The organism is Ancylobacter mangrovi (assembly GCF_024752355.1).
Taxonomy (GTDB): Bacteria; Pseudomonadota; Alphaproteobacteria; order Rhizobiales; family Xanthobacteraceae; genus Ancylobacter; species Ancylobacter mangrovi.
On sequence record NZ_JANTHZ010000007.1, the window covers coordinates 202,139 to 216,690 of the forward strand.

A 14,552-nucleotide genomic window follows, 5' to 3' on the forward strand; every position below is an offset into this window, starting at 1 on the left:
TCGCCTTTGGACGACCGGCCATCGGCGCATCCGCCCTGGCCCGGCACATCCTCATCCTTGCAACGGACGCGCGCTGCGCCACCCTCGATTTTGCGACGAGCGCAATCAGGAACGCGACATCCGCTCCCGCTCGGTGGCTACGCGCTGTGCTGAATCGGCCCTGCCCTTTCGTGAGGCAGGCCGTGCCGGACCGAACATCGGCTCAGAACGAAATGGTGCGCAGCCGGCCCTCGTAGTCACGCTTGCCGAGCGGCATTCCTCGCATGCGCAGGATGTTGTAGGCGGTGACGGCGTGGAAATGGACGTTCGGCAGGGAGAAGGAGAGGATGAAGGTCTCCGGCGTGAAGGCAAGCCGCCGTGGACCGATCTGAAGGTCGAGGTGCCTGCCCGCGCAACCGTCGATCTCTTCGGGCACGAACGCCTCCAGCGCCGTTTCCGCCTTGCCGATCATCGCCTGAAGGTCAGCGAAGGGAACGGCTCCGACCAGGGCGGGAGGGGTGAACGCGCCGGTCCTGAGGGCCTCGCCCCCCACACCGAATGATGCCACGCCGCTTCGATCTGGAAATGGAACGGCGCCATGTCGTCGAAGAGGCGGGCGTTCACGACATCGTCGGGATCGACGCCGGCGTTTGAAAAATGCGTTGCCGCGCGGCCGAGAAAGCCTCCGACGGCTCTTACAGTCTGCAGGAAGGTCGGCACGCTGAGGTCGTAGAGTGATGTCCGCATCGCCTGCCTCTCGCGCGCAATGTGGATCATTGTGAGCGGCCAGCGTGACGGCCGCAACGGCATGAGCCGACAAGATCCGATCGACGTGCCGCGTATCTTCGCTGCGCTTTGGCCAGCGTCGCGGCATCGTCACCCCATTCGGTAAAGGTCCGAACGGCGGTCGGCGAGATAGTCGTGGCCGGCCCGCCAGACATCGACGGTGGCGCGCTTCACGTCGGCCTCGACGATGGCCGGCTCCGCGCCGGACGCCGCGGCGAGCACCGAGCCGTCCGGCGCGGTGATCCGGCTCATACCGATGAAGTCGAACGTCCCGTCGGGCCCGGCGGCATTGGCGTAGACGACATGGCAGCCGTTCTCGTAGCCGCGCGCGGGCACAAGCGCCTCGGGCACCACGGTGTAGGGATGGCTGGTGGCGCTGATGACGACCAGCGTGTCGGCGCCACGCAGCGCGAGGTCACGCGCGGCCTCGGCGAATTCGAGGTCGTAGCAGATCAGCAGGCCGAGCTTCAGCGCCCCCCATTCCATCACGGGTGACGGCAGGCCGGGCGCGAACAGGCCGCGCTCATACGGCCCCCACAGATTGACCTTGCGATAATTGCCGCGGATCGCCCCGTCCGGCCCGACAGCGAGCGCCGAATTGTAGCGCCCCTCCCCGGCCTGCTCGGCATAGCCGGCGATGAAGCCCTTCCCCGCCCGGCGGGCGAGGTCGCGGACTTGTCCGATGAAGGGAGAATCCTGCGCGACGGCGAGCCGGCGCACCCGCTCGGCGTCGCCATAGCCGCACAGGGCGAGCTCGGGCAGCACGATCAGCCCGGCTTGCGGTGCGCCGGCGATGGCGCGCTCCAGCATGGCGATGGCCTCGTCATGGCTTTCCGGCGGCGCGCCCATCTGCGCCACCGCGACGCGCAGCTCGTCGGTCATGTTCCGTTTCTCAACGCAAGGAGCCGGGGCCCGCGAGGCCCCGGCCCGATGGATGGCATCACCCGATGCGGCGGGCGCTTCGCCTCACTTCGGAATGAAGCCCTTTTCCTTCAGATAGTCCTCGGCCACCTTCTCGACGTCCACGCCGTCGATATCGGCGCGGCCGTTGAGCTTGATCTGGGTGGCGGTGTCGAGCGAGTTGGTGACAGCCTCGATCGCCGGCCCGATTTCCGGGTGCTTGGCGAGCACGTCGTCGCGCACCGTGATGGCGGCGTTGTAGGCCGGGAAGAACAGCTTGTCGTCGTCGAGCACGGCGAGGCCGACCTTGCCGATGCGCGCATCGGTGGCGAAGGCGACGATGACGTCGACCGAGCTGCTGTCGATCGCCGTGTACATCAGCCCGATCTCCATCGGCTTGATGGAGCCGAACTTGAAGCCGTAATGCTTGCTCATGCCCGGATAGCCGTCGAGCGGGCGCGCGGCGAACTCGACCGACGAGCCGAGCGTCCATTTGGGCGCGTAGGGCGCAAGATCGGAGATGGTCTTGATCTTGAGCTCCTTGGCCTTGTCCTCCTTCAGCGCCAGCGCATAGGTGTTGTTGAAGCTGGTCGGGGACAGCCAGGTGATCTTGTACGTGTCCTTGTAGGCGTCGCGGACGGTCTCGTACGCCTTCTTCGGATCGGTGATCGGGTCCTTCTTGAGGACGTTGGCGAGCGCATCGCCGGTGTAATCCGGCAGCACGTCGATGGCGCCGGAGATGATCGCCTGCTGCGCGATGCCGGTGCCGCCAAGATTGGGGAAGCGTTCGACCGGCAGGCCGAGCTTCTTCTCGATCACCAGCGCCGCCATGATGCCGAGCATGGCCTGCTCGGTGATGTTCGGCCAGCCGATCTTGATGGGTTCCTCCGCCTTCGCCTTGGAGGCGGAGATGGTGGTGAGCGCCAGCGTCGCCGCGGCAGCGGCGCAGACGGCGCGGCGGGTGAAGAGCCGTGTCATGCGTTCTTTTCCTCTGGATGTGAGACGCTGTTGCCCGCGTCGTGATTGAGCCTGCCTTCGCGTGGAATCGTGACCTCCCATGTTCTTGTCTTGGCGAGGCTTTCTCCCTCGAACAGGTCAAGCCTCGCGGTGAGGTGGAAGCTGTCGGCATCGCCGCTCATGCGCGCGAGGCTTTCGGTGCGGACCGACCAGTCGCCGCGCGCCATCGTCATGGTCCAGCCGGTCTCGATGCGCGCGGAAAGCGGATCGCCGGCCTCGACCTCGTAGGTCTCGTCGTTGATGCGGCCGATCACCATGCCGCTGGGCTCGATCCGCTCGTCCCCATAGTCGAGCCGTACATGCATGCGGCGCGTGCCGGAGACGAGCTCGGAGGACAGCTCGCGGCGGAAGCTGCCCGCGCGCATCGTGGTGCGCGGCTCGGGCGGCGGCGCCTGCGGCGGGTCCATGTCGGGTAGGAACCGCGAGCCGGCGCCGGGCTGCCAGACCGGCAGGCGCAGCGCGCTGGCGCCGGTGACGAGGCTCAGCGTCGCCGGCTCGGGCGCGGGCCAGGCGGTCGGCCAGTAGGAGGTCGACACCGCGATGCGGATGCGGTGGCCGGCCTTGAAACGGTGGGCGATGTCGTTCAGCCCGATCTCGACCCGGTAGCGCCGCCCCGGCCCCAGCGCGACGAAGTGCTCGTGCCCCTCGACATGGTTGAGGTTGAGAAGCCCGTAGCTGACCCGCGACGAGGCACCGTCGGGCGCGACATCGTTCAGCCGCACGGCGACCATGGCGCGCGGGCGGTCGACCGAGAGGTCGAGGACGAGCACCGGCCGGCCGATGACCGCCAGCTCCGCGTCGAGCGGGGCGGTGTCGAAGCACAGCGAGCGCCCGTCATCCTCGCGCTGGTCGGTCGGCTGGTCGGCGGCGACGCCATAGGCGCACCACTCCCCTGCGCCGAAGCCATTGTCGAGCGGGCTCAGATGCCGGAGCTCAGTGGCCGGCGGCGGCGCCTCCGCGAGGCCGGCCGTGCCGAGGAACAGGCGCCGTTCGGTCGTGTCCGGCGAGGGCCAGGCGTCGAAACCGACCCAGCGGCCGGGCCGCGACAGATGGGCGGGGTCGGCCGGCAGTTCGTCCTGCAGCCAGACGCGCAGCGCCGGCTCGCCTTCCACCCCGGTATCGACGCCCTTCAGCCAGCGGTCCCACCAGCGCAGCGCCTCGCCGAGGAAGTCGGCCTGCGGGCCGGGAACGGCGAGGTGGGGATAGTCGTGCCCCCACGGGCCGATCAGCCCCCTGCAGCGGCCGGGAAGGCCGGAAACCAGCCGGGGGACGGCGTTGGTGTAGGAATCCGACCAGCCGCCGACCGCCAGCACCGGCACGTCGATGCGCGCGAAATCCTCGCACACGGAGCCGTGGCGCCAGTATGCGTCGCGCAGCGGGTGGCGGGTCCATTCGGCGATGAAGAGCTGCGCGTTGTCGACCCGCTCCAGCCACATCTGCCGCCAGCGCTCGCCGACCGCCTCGGGATCGGGCGGCCGCGAGAGATCGGCGAAGAAGGTCTGCGACCAGGTGAGGTTGGCGCTCAGCGGGCAGCCGCCCATGTAGTGCACGTCGTCGGCGTAGCGGTCGTCGGTCGAGCCGACGGTGATGATGGCCTTCAGCGCCGGCGGGCGCAGCGCGGCGACCTGCAGCGCGTTGAAGCCGCCCCACGAGATGCCCATCATGCCGATGCGCCCGTCGCACCAGGGCTGGGCGGCGATCCATTCCAGCGCCGCCAGCGCGTCCGCCTGCTCCTGCGCCGTGTATTCGTCCGTCAGCAGGCCCTCGGAATCGCCCGAGCCCCTTATGTCGATGCGCAGCGCCGCATAGCCGTGCCCGGCGAAGAAGGGATGCACGCGCTGGTCGCGCCCCGACATGGCGTCGGACTTGCGGTAGGGGATGTACTCGACGATCGCCGGCACCGGCCCCTCGTGCCCGGCCGGCAGCCAGAGCCGCGAGGCGAGGCGCACGCCGTCCGGCATCGGGATCCAGACATGGCGTCGGCAGTCGACATCGTGGGCAGCCGCGGCCTGTTGCATCCTCGCGGTCCTCAGCCGGTGCTCGCGCGAAGCAGGTCGCGTATGTGCAGGCTGCCGCCGCCCTCCACCGCGAGCGCGTCGTGGCCGGTGTCGAGCATGCGCAGGAAGGCGGCCTCCAGCGTCGCGCCGCCCTCGATGGCGGGCGCCCCCGCGCCGGCGGGCGTGTCGGTCATGGCGGAGGAGACCGGCAGCGTGCTCAGCAGCTTCACCAGCCGGTCATGGCCGATGAGCTCGGCGACGAAGCCGTCCTTCGGGTGGCGCAGGATGTCGACCGGCGTCTCGTGCTGGACCAGCCGGCCCGCGCGCAGCACCGCCACCTTGTCGCCGAGGCGGACCGCCTCGTCCATGTCGTGGGTGACGATGACGATGGTCTTGCGCACCTTGCTCTGGATCGCGAGGAGCTCGTCCTGGATGCGCACGCGGGTGATGGGATCGAGCGCGCCGAACGGCTCGTCCATCAGCAGCACCGGCGGATCGGCGGCGAGCGCGCGGGCGACGCCGACCCGCTGCTGCTGGCCGCCGGAAAGGCTGCGCGGAAACCGCGCGCGGTGCTCCGCCGGCAGGCCGACCAGCGCCAGCAGCTCGTCGATGCGCACGTCGATGCGGGCCTTGTTCCAGCCGAGCAGCCTCGGCACGATGGCGATGTTCTCGGCCACGCTCATATGCGGGAACAGCCCGACATACTGGATGACGTAGCCGATCATCCGCCGCAGCTCCTTGAGCGGCATGTGAGAGATCGGCCGGTCGCCGAGGAAGATCTCGCCGCTCGACGGCTCGATGAGACGGTTGATCATCTTCATCGTCGTCGTCTTGCCGCAGCCGGACGGCCCGACGAGCGCGAGGATGCTGCCCGCCTCGATGGTCAGCGACAGGCGGTCCACCGCCGGCGGATTGCCGGGGAACTCCTTCGTGACCTCGCGGAATTCGACCTGAAGCGCCATCTGCGCGCCTCCTATGATACGCGCCGGCTGGCGAAACGCTCCAGCCCGAACAGCAGGTAGTTGACGGTGACGGCGAGCAGCGCGGTGAGCCCGGAGCCGATGAGGAGCGGCGTCGTGTCCATGCGGGAAATGCCCTGCAGGATCAGCGTGCCGAGGCTGTCGACGCCGATATAGGCGGTGAGCGTGAGCACCGAGACCAGCATCACCGCCGAGACCCGCACGCCGGCGATGACCACGGGCAGCACCGCCGGCGCCTCGACCCCCAGCAGGATCTGCGACGAGGACATGCCCATGCCGCGCGCCGCCTCGATCATGCGCGGATCGATGGAGGCGAGGCCGCTCGCCGTGTTGCGCAGGATCGGCAGCACGCCCTTCACGAACAGCGGGATCAGCGCGCCGGAAATGCCGATGCCGAGGAACGGGATCGACAGCGCCAGCAGCACGATCTCCGGGCACGCCTGCAGGACGTTCACCACCGGCACGATCAGCGCGCCGAGCCAGCGTATGCGGTGGATCAGCGTGCCGAGCGTCATGCCCAGCACGATCGCCGCCGTCAGCGCGATGGCGAACAGCATCACGTGCTGTTCCAAGAGGTACAGGATGTTGTCGCCGAAGATGTCGATATAGTCCGCGAAGCTCATGGCGCGGTCACCTCCCGCGAGCGGGAGAGGCGCTGCTCGGCGAGCTTCAGCAGCCAGTCGGCGCCGAGCGCCATGGCCAGCACCGGGACGCTGCCGGCGATCACCAGGTTCCAGGACATGATGGAGATGCCGCGGAAGATGAAGTCGCCGAGGCCGCCGGCCGCGATCAGCGAGGCGAGCGTGACCATGCCGATCGCGTTGACCACCGCCACCCGCAGCCCGGCGAAGATCACCGGCAGGGCGAGCGGCAGCTCGACCCGCACCAGCCGGGTCAGCCGTCCCATCCCCATGCCGACGGCGACCTCGTTGAGGTTCGGGTCGATATTGGCAAGGCCGGTATAGGTGTTCTGCACCACCGGCAGCAGCGAGTAGAGCACCACCGCGACGATCGCCGGGACCACGCCGATGCCGAGCGGCGGGATCATCAGGCCGAACAGCGCCAGTGTCGGTACGGTGTAGATGATGCTGACCGTGTTCAGCACCAGCGTCGCCGCCAGCCGGTTCAGGTGGCTGAGGATGCCGAGCGGCAGGCCGATGCCGAGCGCCAGCCCGACCGCCATCAGCGACAGCCGCAGGTGCCACCAGGACACGGCGAGGATGTCCTCCCAGCGGCTGGTCAGGAAATCGTAGAGGCCCATCAGACCCCATCCCCCGACATGCCGGCGCGCGGCGTCTCGATCGTCCATTCCCGCGCGAAGATGCGCTCGCCATGGTCGTAGGCGTCGTATTCGGCATGGAGCCGCCAGCCGGTCGCGGTGGCGGTCAGCATGCTGCGGGTCTCGATGCGGGCCTGCCAGTCGCCGCGGATGAACTCGGCCTTGCGGAAGGCGAAGGACGAGGCTTCGCCCGGGTCGTCGCGCACGGTCGAATAGGTCTCACTGCCGAGCGCGCGCAGTTCGAGCCCGGTCTCCCTGATGCGGATGGCGCCGAGATTGCGCACCACCTCGACCGTGGCGCGCCCGGTCGCCACCTCGTGGGTGATGACGAGACGGCCGCGCGCGGGCGCCTCGATCACGTCCGTCTCCAGCGGCGGCGGCGACCATGGCGCGCCGAGATCGGGCGCGCCGGGCCCCTCCCCGCGCCGCACCGGCAGCGCGAGCGAGCCCTGCTCAATGGTCGCGGTCGCCACAACAGGCAGCGGCATCGTGAGCGGCCAGTACTGCGTCGAGACGGCGAGCCGCAGCCTGTGGCCGGCAGGCACGCGATAGCCGGTCACCTTGAGCGGCACTCTCACCTCGATGCGGCTCCCGGGCACCAGCGGCTTGCCGTGCGCGAAGCCGTCGCGATGCGCGAGATTTATCAGCCCGTAAGTGACGCGGGCGCTGGTGCCCTCCGGCGCAACCGCATTGAGGCGGAGGGCGAGCACCGCCTCGGGCCCGTCGACCGTCAGCACCAGCTTCACCTCGGGCCGGCCGAGGATCGCGAGCGGCTCATCAAGCGGCGCGGTGTCGAAGCAGGCCGAGCCGGCATCGTCCTCGCGCTGATCGCCGGGCATGTCAGGCCCCCAGCCATAGGGGCACCATTCGCCCGAGGCGAGGCCGACCGTCGCCGGCGACTTCACGCTCGCGGCGAAACGCGCACCGGCCTCGGCCCGCAGGGCGTCGGCGGCGAGATTGAACGTGCGGGTCTCGACATTGGCGCTCGGCCAATGCGCCTCCGCCACCCAGCAGCCGGCCCGCCGCTCATATTGCGGGCGAGGCGGCTCATAGTCCTGCATCCATGCGGTCAGCATCGGCTCGGCCTCGACGCCGTTGTCGACGCCCTTCATCCAGCGGTCGAACCAGCGAGCGGCAAGACCGATGAAATCGAAGCCGGGACCGGGAGTGGCGACATGCGAATAGGCATGGCCACCGGGTCCGATCACGCCCTTGCGCGGGCCGGAGAGATGGCTCAGCAGCCGGTGCACCGCGTTGGTGTAGCCGTCCGCCCAGCCGCCGACGGCGAGCACCGGCACCTCGATGCGGGCATAGTCCTCGCACACCGAGCCGCTCTGCCAGTAGGCGTCGCGGTCGGCGTGGCGCATCCAGCGCGCGGCCGGCGGCTCGCTGATCGCGTTCATGCGATCGAGCCACATCGCGCGCCAGCGTTCGCCGACGATCTCCGGATCGGGCGGGGGCGCGAGCCAGGTGAACAGGGTCGAGCCGTACTGCAGATTATCGTTCAGCAGCGCGCCGCCCATATAGTGCATGTCGTCGGCGAAGCGGTCGTCGGAGCCGCAGGTGGTAACGATGGCCTTCAGCGCCGGCGGCCGGGTGGCGGCGATCTGCAGCGCGTTGAACGCGCTCCAGGAAAGGCCGATCAGGCCGACCGCGCCCGAGCACCAGTGCTGGGCCGCGATCCAGGCGATCACCTCGTTCGCGTCCGCCCATTCCTGCGGGGTGTATTCGTCGTCCATCGTGCCGTCGGAATCGCCCGAGCCGCGCATGTCGACGCGGATCGCGGCATAGCCGGCGGCGGCGAGGCCCGGATGCAGGATGGCGTCGTCGCCGCGATGACGATCGCGCCGCCGGTAGGGAAGATACTCGAGCACCGCCGGAGCCGGGCCCTCCCCCTCCGGCAGCCAGAGGCGCGCGGCCAGGCGGCAGCCATCTTTGAGGACGATCCAGAGGGTCTCTTCGGCGGGCATGGCGTCCTGTCGGGTATCGGTGGCGGCGTTGCCCACTGATACACGCCATACGGCACGCGGGAGCCACGTATCCGACTTAAGACGTCAGATTGACGACAGAGGCATCGCTCCCGCGCCCGGCACATGGGCAGAGTGCGCCGCCGCACAATTTGCGGGCATAGGGTGTGGCGGCGCAGGGTCGGGGATCGCGAGACCGGCAACGCTCGCGAGCGCGGTACCGGCCGTGCCGCGCGCATGCCGGACGAGCCCGAAGGCCGATACCGGCCGCCCGTGGGGGGGCAATGGAGCGGAGTGCCAGGGGCGCGCCGCAGCCCTCCCCACTCGAGGCCAGCGACCGGCCCTCCGGCGTTCATCGGTTCTCGATGAACCGTTCCAGCTTGCCCAGCGTCTGCTGGCCCAGTTCCACCGCGCCGAATCCCTTCGCCGTCTGAAACTCGGCCTCGGTGCTGAACACCATGCCCAGCGTCACCCTGGTCGCCCCGCCCTCATCCTCGAACGAGGCCCAGGCGTCGGCGTGCTTCGGCCCGTTCTCGCCCCAGAGCAGCGCGTAGCCGATCCTCTCCTCGGGCCGAACCTCGTGGTAGCGATGGTGGTTCGGGAACACCGTGCCGTCCGGCCCGATCATGTCGAACACCCATTCGCCGTCCGCCCGCAGATCGATCCGCTTGGTGCGGCAGGAGAAGCCGTGCGGCCCCCACCATTGCGGCAGCGTCTCGGGGTTCATCCAGGTGTTCCAGACGATGCTCCGCGGCGCGCGGATCACCCGCTCAAGCACCATGGTCCGTGCCGCCACCCCGGCGAGATTGTCGAGCCCCGCCCCGAAGCCCTGCCGGTAGCCCGCCTCCATGTCGGCGGCCAGCGCGGAAAGCTGCACCGTCACGACCAGCCGGCTGCGCTCGCCGGCGCCGGAAAAATCGGCCGTCACCAGCGCCGCCGACAGGGTCGCGCCCTCCGACGAGACCACTTCGTAGTTCACGCTGCGCCGGCCCGGCTGCAATGCGAGCCAGCCGCACTCGCAGCGTATGTCCGGCTGGCCCTCGACCTTGCACAGCGAGACCTCGCGCCCGCCGACCCGGGTGTCGGCCTCCAGGAACTCCACGGTGACGGAGGGGGTGGGCGCGGACCAGACCGCCCGCGCGGCCGGGGCCGTCCACGCCTGCCACAGCGTCGGCAATGGCGCGGCCACCTCCCGCTCGAAGGTCAGCGTCGCGAAGCGACCCTCGGCGCCGCGCGCCGTCGGCATTGCGTCCGGATTGAAGTTCGATGTCATTTCGCGCGCTCCTTCGCCGCCTTGATCGCAAAAGCCTCCAGCCGGTCGAGGCGGGATTCCCACACGGCCCGCTGCTCGTCGAGCCATGTCCGCGCCGGCTCCAACGCCTCCGGCACGATGGCGCAGGTGCGCACCCGCCCGTCCTTGGAGGTGGCGATCAGCCCCGCCTCCTCCAGCACCGAGAGGTGCCGCATCACCGTGGGCAGCCGCAGGCCGGTGGGCTCCGACAGGTCGGTGACCCGCGCCGGCCCTTCCGCCAGCCGCGCCAGGATGGAGCGGCGGGTAGTGTCGGCCAGGGCATGGAAGAGCAGCGAGAGTTCCGGATGATGCTTAGCCATGTCGCTAACTATCATCCGCTGCGTCGCCGACGCAAGGAAAACTTTGCCGATCGGCTAAGTGTCGTCGGCAAGGCGGGTGGAGCATGGACTGGCCGCCATGCCGGGACGCGCATCTCTCACGATTTCAGGGAAGCTCGCCGAGATGCCGGCGCACCCATTCGGCCTCTTCCGAGGCGGTGCGCCGGAAGTGCCACTTGAAGTCGCGGCTGAACTGGGCCGGGCTGGCATAGCCGACCGACGCGGCGACGTCGGCGATCGTCCTGTCCCGGCGGGCGATGATCAGCCGCGCCTCGTGGAGCCGCATCGCCTTGACGTACTGAATCGGCGTACTACCCGTCAGGGCCTTGAAGTGGACGTGGTAGGAGGGAACGCTCATGCCCGCCTCGCTCGCCAGCTCCGCGACCGAAATCCCCGCCGCGTAGTGTTCGCGCAGGCGCGCGATGCTTTGCACGATACGCCCGGAAGGCCCCCGCTGCTGCAGCGCCGCGATCATCGCCCCGCCCTGCGGGCCGACCAGCACCCGGTAATGCAGCTCCCGCAGGAGGCCCGCGCCGAGCACCTCGAGCTCGACCGGATCGCGCAGGGCCCGCAGCAGGCGCAGCACGACATCCTCGATCCCCGGCTCCATCCGGCTCGATGTCAGGCTCTTCGCCCGGCCGGCCACTGCGCGCCCGCTGGTCCGGGCGGCGATCTCGGCGGCGAGCCGCATGTCGAAGTCGACATAGACCGCGAGCAGCGGCCGTTCGGGGCTGGCGAGCGATTCCATCCGGAACGGGACCGGCACCGAGACCGCCAGATAGTGCTCCTCGTCATAGCGATAGACCTCGCCTTCGAGCATCCCCCGCTTGCTGCCCTGCAGCACGAAGACCGCCCCCGGCCGGTACAGCACGGGAACGTCGTGAAGCACCGCCTCGGTCCTGAGAATGCGCACGCCCTGAAGCGGCGTCGCATTGTATCCCTCGCGGGAGGCCAGGCGCCCGGCCAGCTCCACCAGCTCCCGGCGCGGCGCCGAGGCCTGCTCCATCCTCATAGGATCCGACAAGAATCTCATAGTTTCGGCGGTCGATATGCGCTCCATCAGATATTATTGATCAACGCCAGGCAGCGATCAACAGGAGACGCCAGCATGGCACCCAAGACCTTCTTCATCACCGGCGCGAATTCCGGCTTCGGATTCGCAATCGCGGCCGCCGCCAGCCGCAAGGGCCACACCGTCATCGGCACTGTCCGCTCGCCGAAATCGCGGGCTGATCTCGCCGAACGCCTGCCGGACGCGCGGCCGGTCCTGTGCGACGTGACGGAATTCGATCGGATCGCGGACATCGTCCGGCAGGCCGAGGAGGACCACGGCCCGGTCGACGTGCTGATCAACAATGCCGGCTACGGCCACGAGGGCATCCTCGAGGAATCGCCCCTTGAAGAAATGCGAAAGCAGTTCGACGTGAACGTCTTCGGCGCGGTCGCGGTCGCCAAGGCGTTCCTGCCGCGGTTCCGCGAGAGGCGCCGCGGATTCATCGTCAACGTGACCTCGATGGGCGGCATGATCACCATGCCCGGCATCGCTTATTACTGCGGCAGCAAGTTCGCCCTTCAGGGCATCTCGGAAGTCATGCGCGCGGAGATGGCGCCGTTCGGCGTCCATGTGACGGCGCTGTGCCCGGGCTCCTTCCGCACCGACTGGGCCGGGCGCTCGATGGTCCGAACCGAGCGGTCCATCGCCGAATACGACCCGCTGTTCGACCCGATCCGGCAGGCGCGTCAGGCCAAGAGCGGCAAGCAGCTCGGCGACCCCGACAAGCTCGCCGCTGCGGTGCTGGATCTGGTCGAATCCGACAACCCGCCGCCCCAGCTCCTGCTCGGCAGCGACGCGCTAAAGCTGGTGTCGGACCGGATCGAACGGCTGAAGCAGGAGATCGCAGCGTGGGAGGCCCTCACCGTTTCGACGGACGGCTGAGGGTATCGACGGAGGGGCGCGTGGGCGGCGCCGTTACGCGGGCCGTCCTGTCTATGGGTGCGCGGGCGGGAATCGGCGGCTCTGTCGTGGTGGAGAGGGCAATGAGCGGCGAATGGCGGGACGAAAACGGAAAAACGGAGAACCATACGTACGCCATAACCCTCCAAAATTGGGGGAAGATCGAAGGACTGCATGGGGTGGTTAACGGACAGTCTGCATTCAGAAGGGGCGCCGAAAAGCAGACATCCGCTGACAGATGAAGGACGTCACGAAACCGATCAACGAAGCGGGAAGGGGTTCAGGCGAGCTAGCCTCTGACGATATCCCTCATCATGACATTGGCTTTGACGATATGGGTCTCGATCAATGGACGGGTGTACGAGACGCGCGGCGATACCAGAAGATTGCCGCACGTGACGCCGGGAACGCGGGCGCCGTAGTAGCGTTGGATCAGCTTCACGAAATTCTTTCGCGTGCCATCGTTCCTATGGGCGATGTGGTTCCTGATCCACCGAATATCGGTCATGAGGCCCGCGTGATTGATCAGCTCTTGGTGGCACTTGTCGCTGGGATCTATGACGAATTTGATGTTCTCCCGGATCTCCTTGCCGTCGTTCCAGGGCAAGCCGTTGCGCGTCACCGGCCGATTTAGAGTTTTCATAGTTTTGACGGCGGTCGGGATATTGCGCTGTTGCACGATCAAGGTAGGTGCAGCCCCGTCGATGAAGGTCGCTCCGCAGCAGAGCTTGCAGAATACGGTCTTCATTGAGTTCTCGATCAGGATCGCCAACCGCAACAACGCCACCTCGGCGATGTACTTGCGATGCTTGGGGGCCAGCGTCGTTGTCGACGCCAGCAGGCTCGTCAGCCGAGCGGTCTCCGCGCGGAAATCAGCGTAGTCCTTGACCAGCGATGGCATCAGAATGCAGCGGCAAGCGCCTGATCACGAAGGGTCCTGGACTTGATACGGTGCAGGTTACCGCCGGTGAAACCCTCGATGAGATTCGACTGCTCCTCGGTTCGGACATCCAGCTCCTGATAGCCAGCGACCCGTGCGTCGAAATCGCGGATGACCTGTTCGATTTTCTCGGCCGAGGGATTCTGATCCCTCATGCGGTCGACCACCACCATCAGGCTGAAGGCGAGCTGGTATTGCTTGAAGATGGTGTCCTTAAAGGCGGTAGCGGGGATAGCCACCAGCTTCACGAATAGGCTCTCCATCCGCTTCGCAATGTCCTCGCGTTCTGGGAAATCCACGTCGCGATCCTTGTAAAACTTGTCGATGGTCTTCGCGTTGAAGTCGCTCAAGCCCTTGATCATGTTGATCGCCAAGTCCGAAATGAACTGGACCTCCTGCATGCGCGAGATGTCGGCCGCGGTGAAGACGTCCGTCGCGCGCCAGAACGGGAGCCGCTCGGCCGCTTGCGTCAGCGAGAACTGCTTGAATTCGCCACTGTAGAGCGCATTTCGCTTCTCCTGCGGATTAAGCGTCTTGGAGATGGAGTTGATACGACCGAAGATCTCGATGACGTCCTGATCCTCGGCACCGATCAGGTAGCCAACCGAGAGCTTGGTGGCCACGAAGGTCTCCCGTTGCGTCTTGCTCAGCTGAGAGTACTTCACCTTGTTCTTGTGCTCGGGGTGCCGAGCGGCAAAGGCATCCTCTCGATAGGACAGGATAGTGCGAATGCGCTGCTGACCATCAACGACTTCCTTGATGCTTTTCTCGGCGTCGACGTCGATCTGATGGCGCACGTACAGGCTGGGCACCGGCTTCTGCTCGAAGATGGTGTTGATCAGGTAGGCCTTTTGGGGCTCCGACCAGACCGACCGGCGCTGATACCACGGGCTGATGTTCAAGCTCTTGTCGCGATGAAAGTTCAGAAGATCTTGGATAATCAGAGATTCGTAGTCGACACGATCCACAGCCGCCCCCATTTTTATCTCATTGCTACATAGATGACTGACGGTGCCGCGTCACCTAGCCTATCGGAATCGCCGTCGAACCTCCGGCTGCTCCAGCGCGAGCCGACCAGCAGTGCAGGAATGTCTGCGTCTGGGCATTTAGGAACGTCTGTGGGG

15 protein-coding genes are annotated in these 14,552 nt (G+C 67.6%); 1 reads left to right on the forward strand and 14 read right to left on the reverse strand.

What is annotated here, in order from left to right; all coding sequences use genetic code 11:
• Positions 1–202: 202 nt before the first annotated feature.
• The 12 genes from NVS89_RS16050 to NVS89_RS16105 all read right to left on the reverse strand — a co-directional run bounded on the left by NVS89_RS16050 (position 203) and on the right by NVS89_RS16105 (position 11,567).
• A complete protein-coding gene (locus NVS89_RS16050) occupies positions 203–451 on the reverse strand; it encodes a DUF1993 family protein (protein WP_258733772.1) in 249 nt (82 codons plus the stop codon).
• Positions 448–756, reverse strand: a complete 309-nt coding sequence (locus tag NVS89_RS16055; protein ID WP_258733773.1) for a DUF1993 family protein — start codon at positions 754–756, stop codon at positions 448–450. The genes NVS89_RS16050 and NVS89_RS16055 overlap by 4 nt, the downstream gene beginning before the upstream one ends.
• A 99-nt stretch (positions 757–855) precedes the next feature.
• Complete coding sequence (locus tag NVS89_RS16060) at positions 856–1,647, reverse strand: carbon-nitrogen hydrolase family protein (RefSeq protein ID WP_258733774.1); 792 nt, start codon at positions 1,645–1,647, stop codon at positions 856–858.
• 84 nt (positions 1,648–1,731) lie between these two features.
• Entirely contained in the window at positions 1,732–2,643 is a 912-nt protein-coding gene (locus NVS89_RS16065; RefSeq protein ID WP_258733775.1) for an ABC transporter substrate-binding protein, read from the reverse strand.
• Positions 2,640–4,700 carry a CocE/NonD family hydrolase gene (locus tag NVS89_RS16070; RefSeq protein WP_258733776.1) on the reverse strand — a complete coding sequence of 687 codons (2,061 nt, stop codon included), beginning with the start codon at positions 4,698–4,700 and terminating at the stop codon, positions 2,640–2,642. Before NVS89_RS16070 ends, NVS89_RS16065 begins: the two co-directional genes overlap by 4 nt.
• Positions 4,701–4,711: 11 nt before the next feature.
• Positions 4,712–5,641, reverse strand: a complete 930-nt coding sequence (locus NVS89_RS16075; protein ID WP_258733777.1) for an ABC transporter ATP-binding protein — start codon at positions 5,639–5,641, stop codon at positions 4,712–4,714.
• An 11-nt stretch (positions 5,642–5,652) separates the two neighbouring features.
• Positions 5,653–6,282: an ABC transporter permease gene (locus NVS89_RS16080; RefSeq protein WP_258733778.1), complete on the reverse strand. Its 630-nt coding sequence runs from the start codon at positions 6,280–6,282 to the stop codon at positions 5,653–5,655.
• The gene (locus NVS89_RS16085; protein ID WP_258733779.1) at positions 6,279–6,920 is read right to left on the reverse strand and encodes an ABC transporter permease; all 642 of its coding nucleotides are present in this window, start codon (positions 6,918–6,920) and stop codon (positions 6,279–6,281) included. The genes NVS89_RS16080 and NVS89_RS16085 overlap by 4 nt, the downstream gene beginning before the upstream one ends.
• Entirely contained in the window at positions 6,920–8,908 is a 1,989-nt protein-coding gene (locus NVS89_RS16090; protein ID WP_258733780.1) for a CocE/NonD family hydrolase, read from the reverse strand. Before NVS89_RS16090 ends, NVS89_RS16085 begins: the two co-directional genes overlap by 1 nt.
• Before the next feature lie 349 nt (positions 8,909–9,257).
• Complete coding sequence (locus tag NVS89_RS16095) at positions 9,258–10,178, reverse strand: SRPBCC family protein (protein WP_258733781.1); 921 nt, start codon at positions 10,176–10,178, stop codon at positions 9,258–9,260.
• Positions 10,175–10,516, reverse strand: a complete 342-nt coding sequence (locus NVS89_RS16100) for an ArsR/SmtB family transcription factor (RefSeq protein ID WP_258733782.1) — start codon at positions 10,514–10,516, stop codon at positions 10,175–10,177. The genes NVS89_RS16095 and NVS89_RS16100 overlap by 4 nt, the downstream gene beginning before the upstream one ends.
• Positions 10,517–10,640: 124 nt before the next feature.
• Complete coding sequence (locus NVS89_RS16105) at positions 10,641–11,567, reverse strand: AraC family transcriptional regulator (RefSeq protein WP_258733783.1); 927 nt, start codon at positions 11,565–11,567, stop codon at positions 10,641–10,643.
• 75 nt (positions 11,568–11,642) lie between these two features.
• Between NVS89_RS16105 and NVS89_RS16110 the strand changes: the two genes are divergently transcribed.
• The gene (locus NVS89_RS16110) at positions 11,643–12,470 is read left to right on the forward strand and encodes an oxidoreductase (protein WP_258733784.1); all 828 of its coding nucleotides are present in this window, start codon (positions 11,643–11,645) and stop codon (positions 12,468–12,470) included.
• A gap of 307 nt (positions 12,471–12,777) precedes the next feature.
• On the opposite strand, the gene NVS89_RS16115 is transcribed toward NVS89_RS16110, so the two are convergent.
• Positions 12,778–13,389: a hypothetical protein gene (locus NVS89_RS16115; protein WP_258733785.1), complete on the reverse strand. Its 612-nt coding sequence runs from the start codon at positions 13,387–13,389 to the stop codon at positions 12,778–12,780.
• The gene (locus NVS89_RS16120) at positions 13,389–14,408 is read right to left on the reverse strand and encodes a DUF262 domain-containing protein (protein ID WP_258733786.1); all 1,020 of its coding nucleotides are present in this window, start codon (positions 14,406–14,408) and stop codon (positions 13,389–13,391) included. Before NVS89_RS16120 ends, NVS89_RS16115 begins: the two co-directional genes overlap by 1 nt.
• Between the last annotated feature and the right edge of the window lie 144 nt (positions 14,409–14,552).

Bases quoted from the DNA above. Each gene is read 5' to 3' on its own strand.
- NVS89_RS16050 (WP_258733772.1), bottom strand. From the start codon at position 451: ATGATCGGCAAGGCGGAAACGGCGCTGGAGGCGTTCGTGCCCGAAGAG.
- NVS89_RS16055 (WP_258733773.1), bottom strand. From the start codon at position 756: ATGATCCACATTGCGCGCGAGAGGCAGGCGATGCGGACATCACTCTAC.
- NVS89_RS16060 (WP_258733774.1), bottom strand. From the start codon at position 1,647: ATGACCGACGAGCTGCGCGTCGCGGTGGCGCAGATGGGCGCGCCGCCG.
- NVS89_RS16065 (WP_258733775.1), bottom strand. From the start codon at position 2,643: ATGACACGGCTCTTCACCCGCCGCGCCGTCTGCGCCGCTGCCGCGGCG.
- NVS89_RS16070 (WP_258733776.1), bottom strand. From the start codon at position 4,700: ATGCAACAGGCCGCGGCTGCCCACGATGTCGACTGCCGACGCCATGTC.
- NVS89_RS16075 (WP_258733777.1), bottom strand. From the start codon at position 5,641: ATGGCGCTTCAGGTCGAATTCCGCGAGGTCACGAAGGAGTTCCCCGGC.
- NVS89_RS16080 (WP_258733778.1), bottom strand. From the start codon at position 6,282: ATGAGCTTCGCGGACTATATCGACATCTTCGGCGACAACATCCTGTAC.
- NVS89_RS16085 (WP_258733779.1), bottom strand. From the start codon at position 6,920: ATGGGCCTCTACGATTTCCTGACCAGCCGCTGGGAGGACATCCTCGCC.
- NVS89_RS16090 (WP_258733780.1), bottom strand. From the start codon at position 8,908: ATGCCCGCCGAAGAGACCCTCTGGATCGTCCTCAAAGATGGCTGCCGC.
- NVS89_RS16095 (WP_258733781.1), bottom strand. From the start codon at position 10,178: ATGACATCGAACTTCAATCCGGACGCAATGCCGACGGCGCGCGGCGCC.
- NVS89_RS16100 (WP_258733782.1), bottom strand. From the start codon at position 10,516: ATGGCTAAGCATCATCCGGAACTCTCGCTGCTCTTCCATGCCCTGGCC.
- NVS89_RS16105 (WP_258733783.1), bottom strand. From the start codon at position 11,567: ATGAGATTCTTGTCGGATCCTATGAGGATGGAGCAGGCCTCGGCGCCG.
- NVS89_RS16110 (WP_258733784.1), top strand. From the start codon at position 11,643: ATGGCACCCAAGACCTTCTTCATCACCGGCGCGAATTCCGGCTTCGGA.
- NVS89_RS16115 (WP_258733785.1), bottom strand. From the start codon at position 13,389: ATGCCATCGCTGGTCAAGGACTACGCTGATTTCCGCGCGGAGACCGCT.
- NVS89_RS16120 (WP_258733786.1), bottom strand. From the start codon at position 14,408: ATGGGGGCGGCTGTGGATCGTGTCGACTACGAATCTCTGATTATCCAA.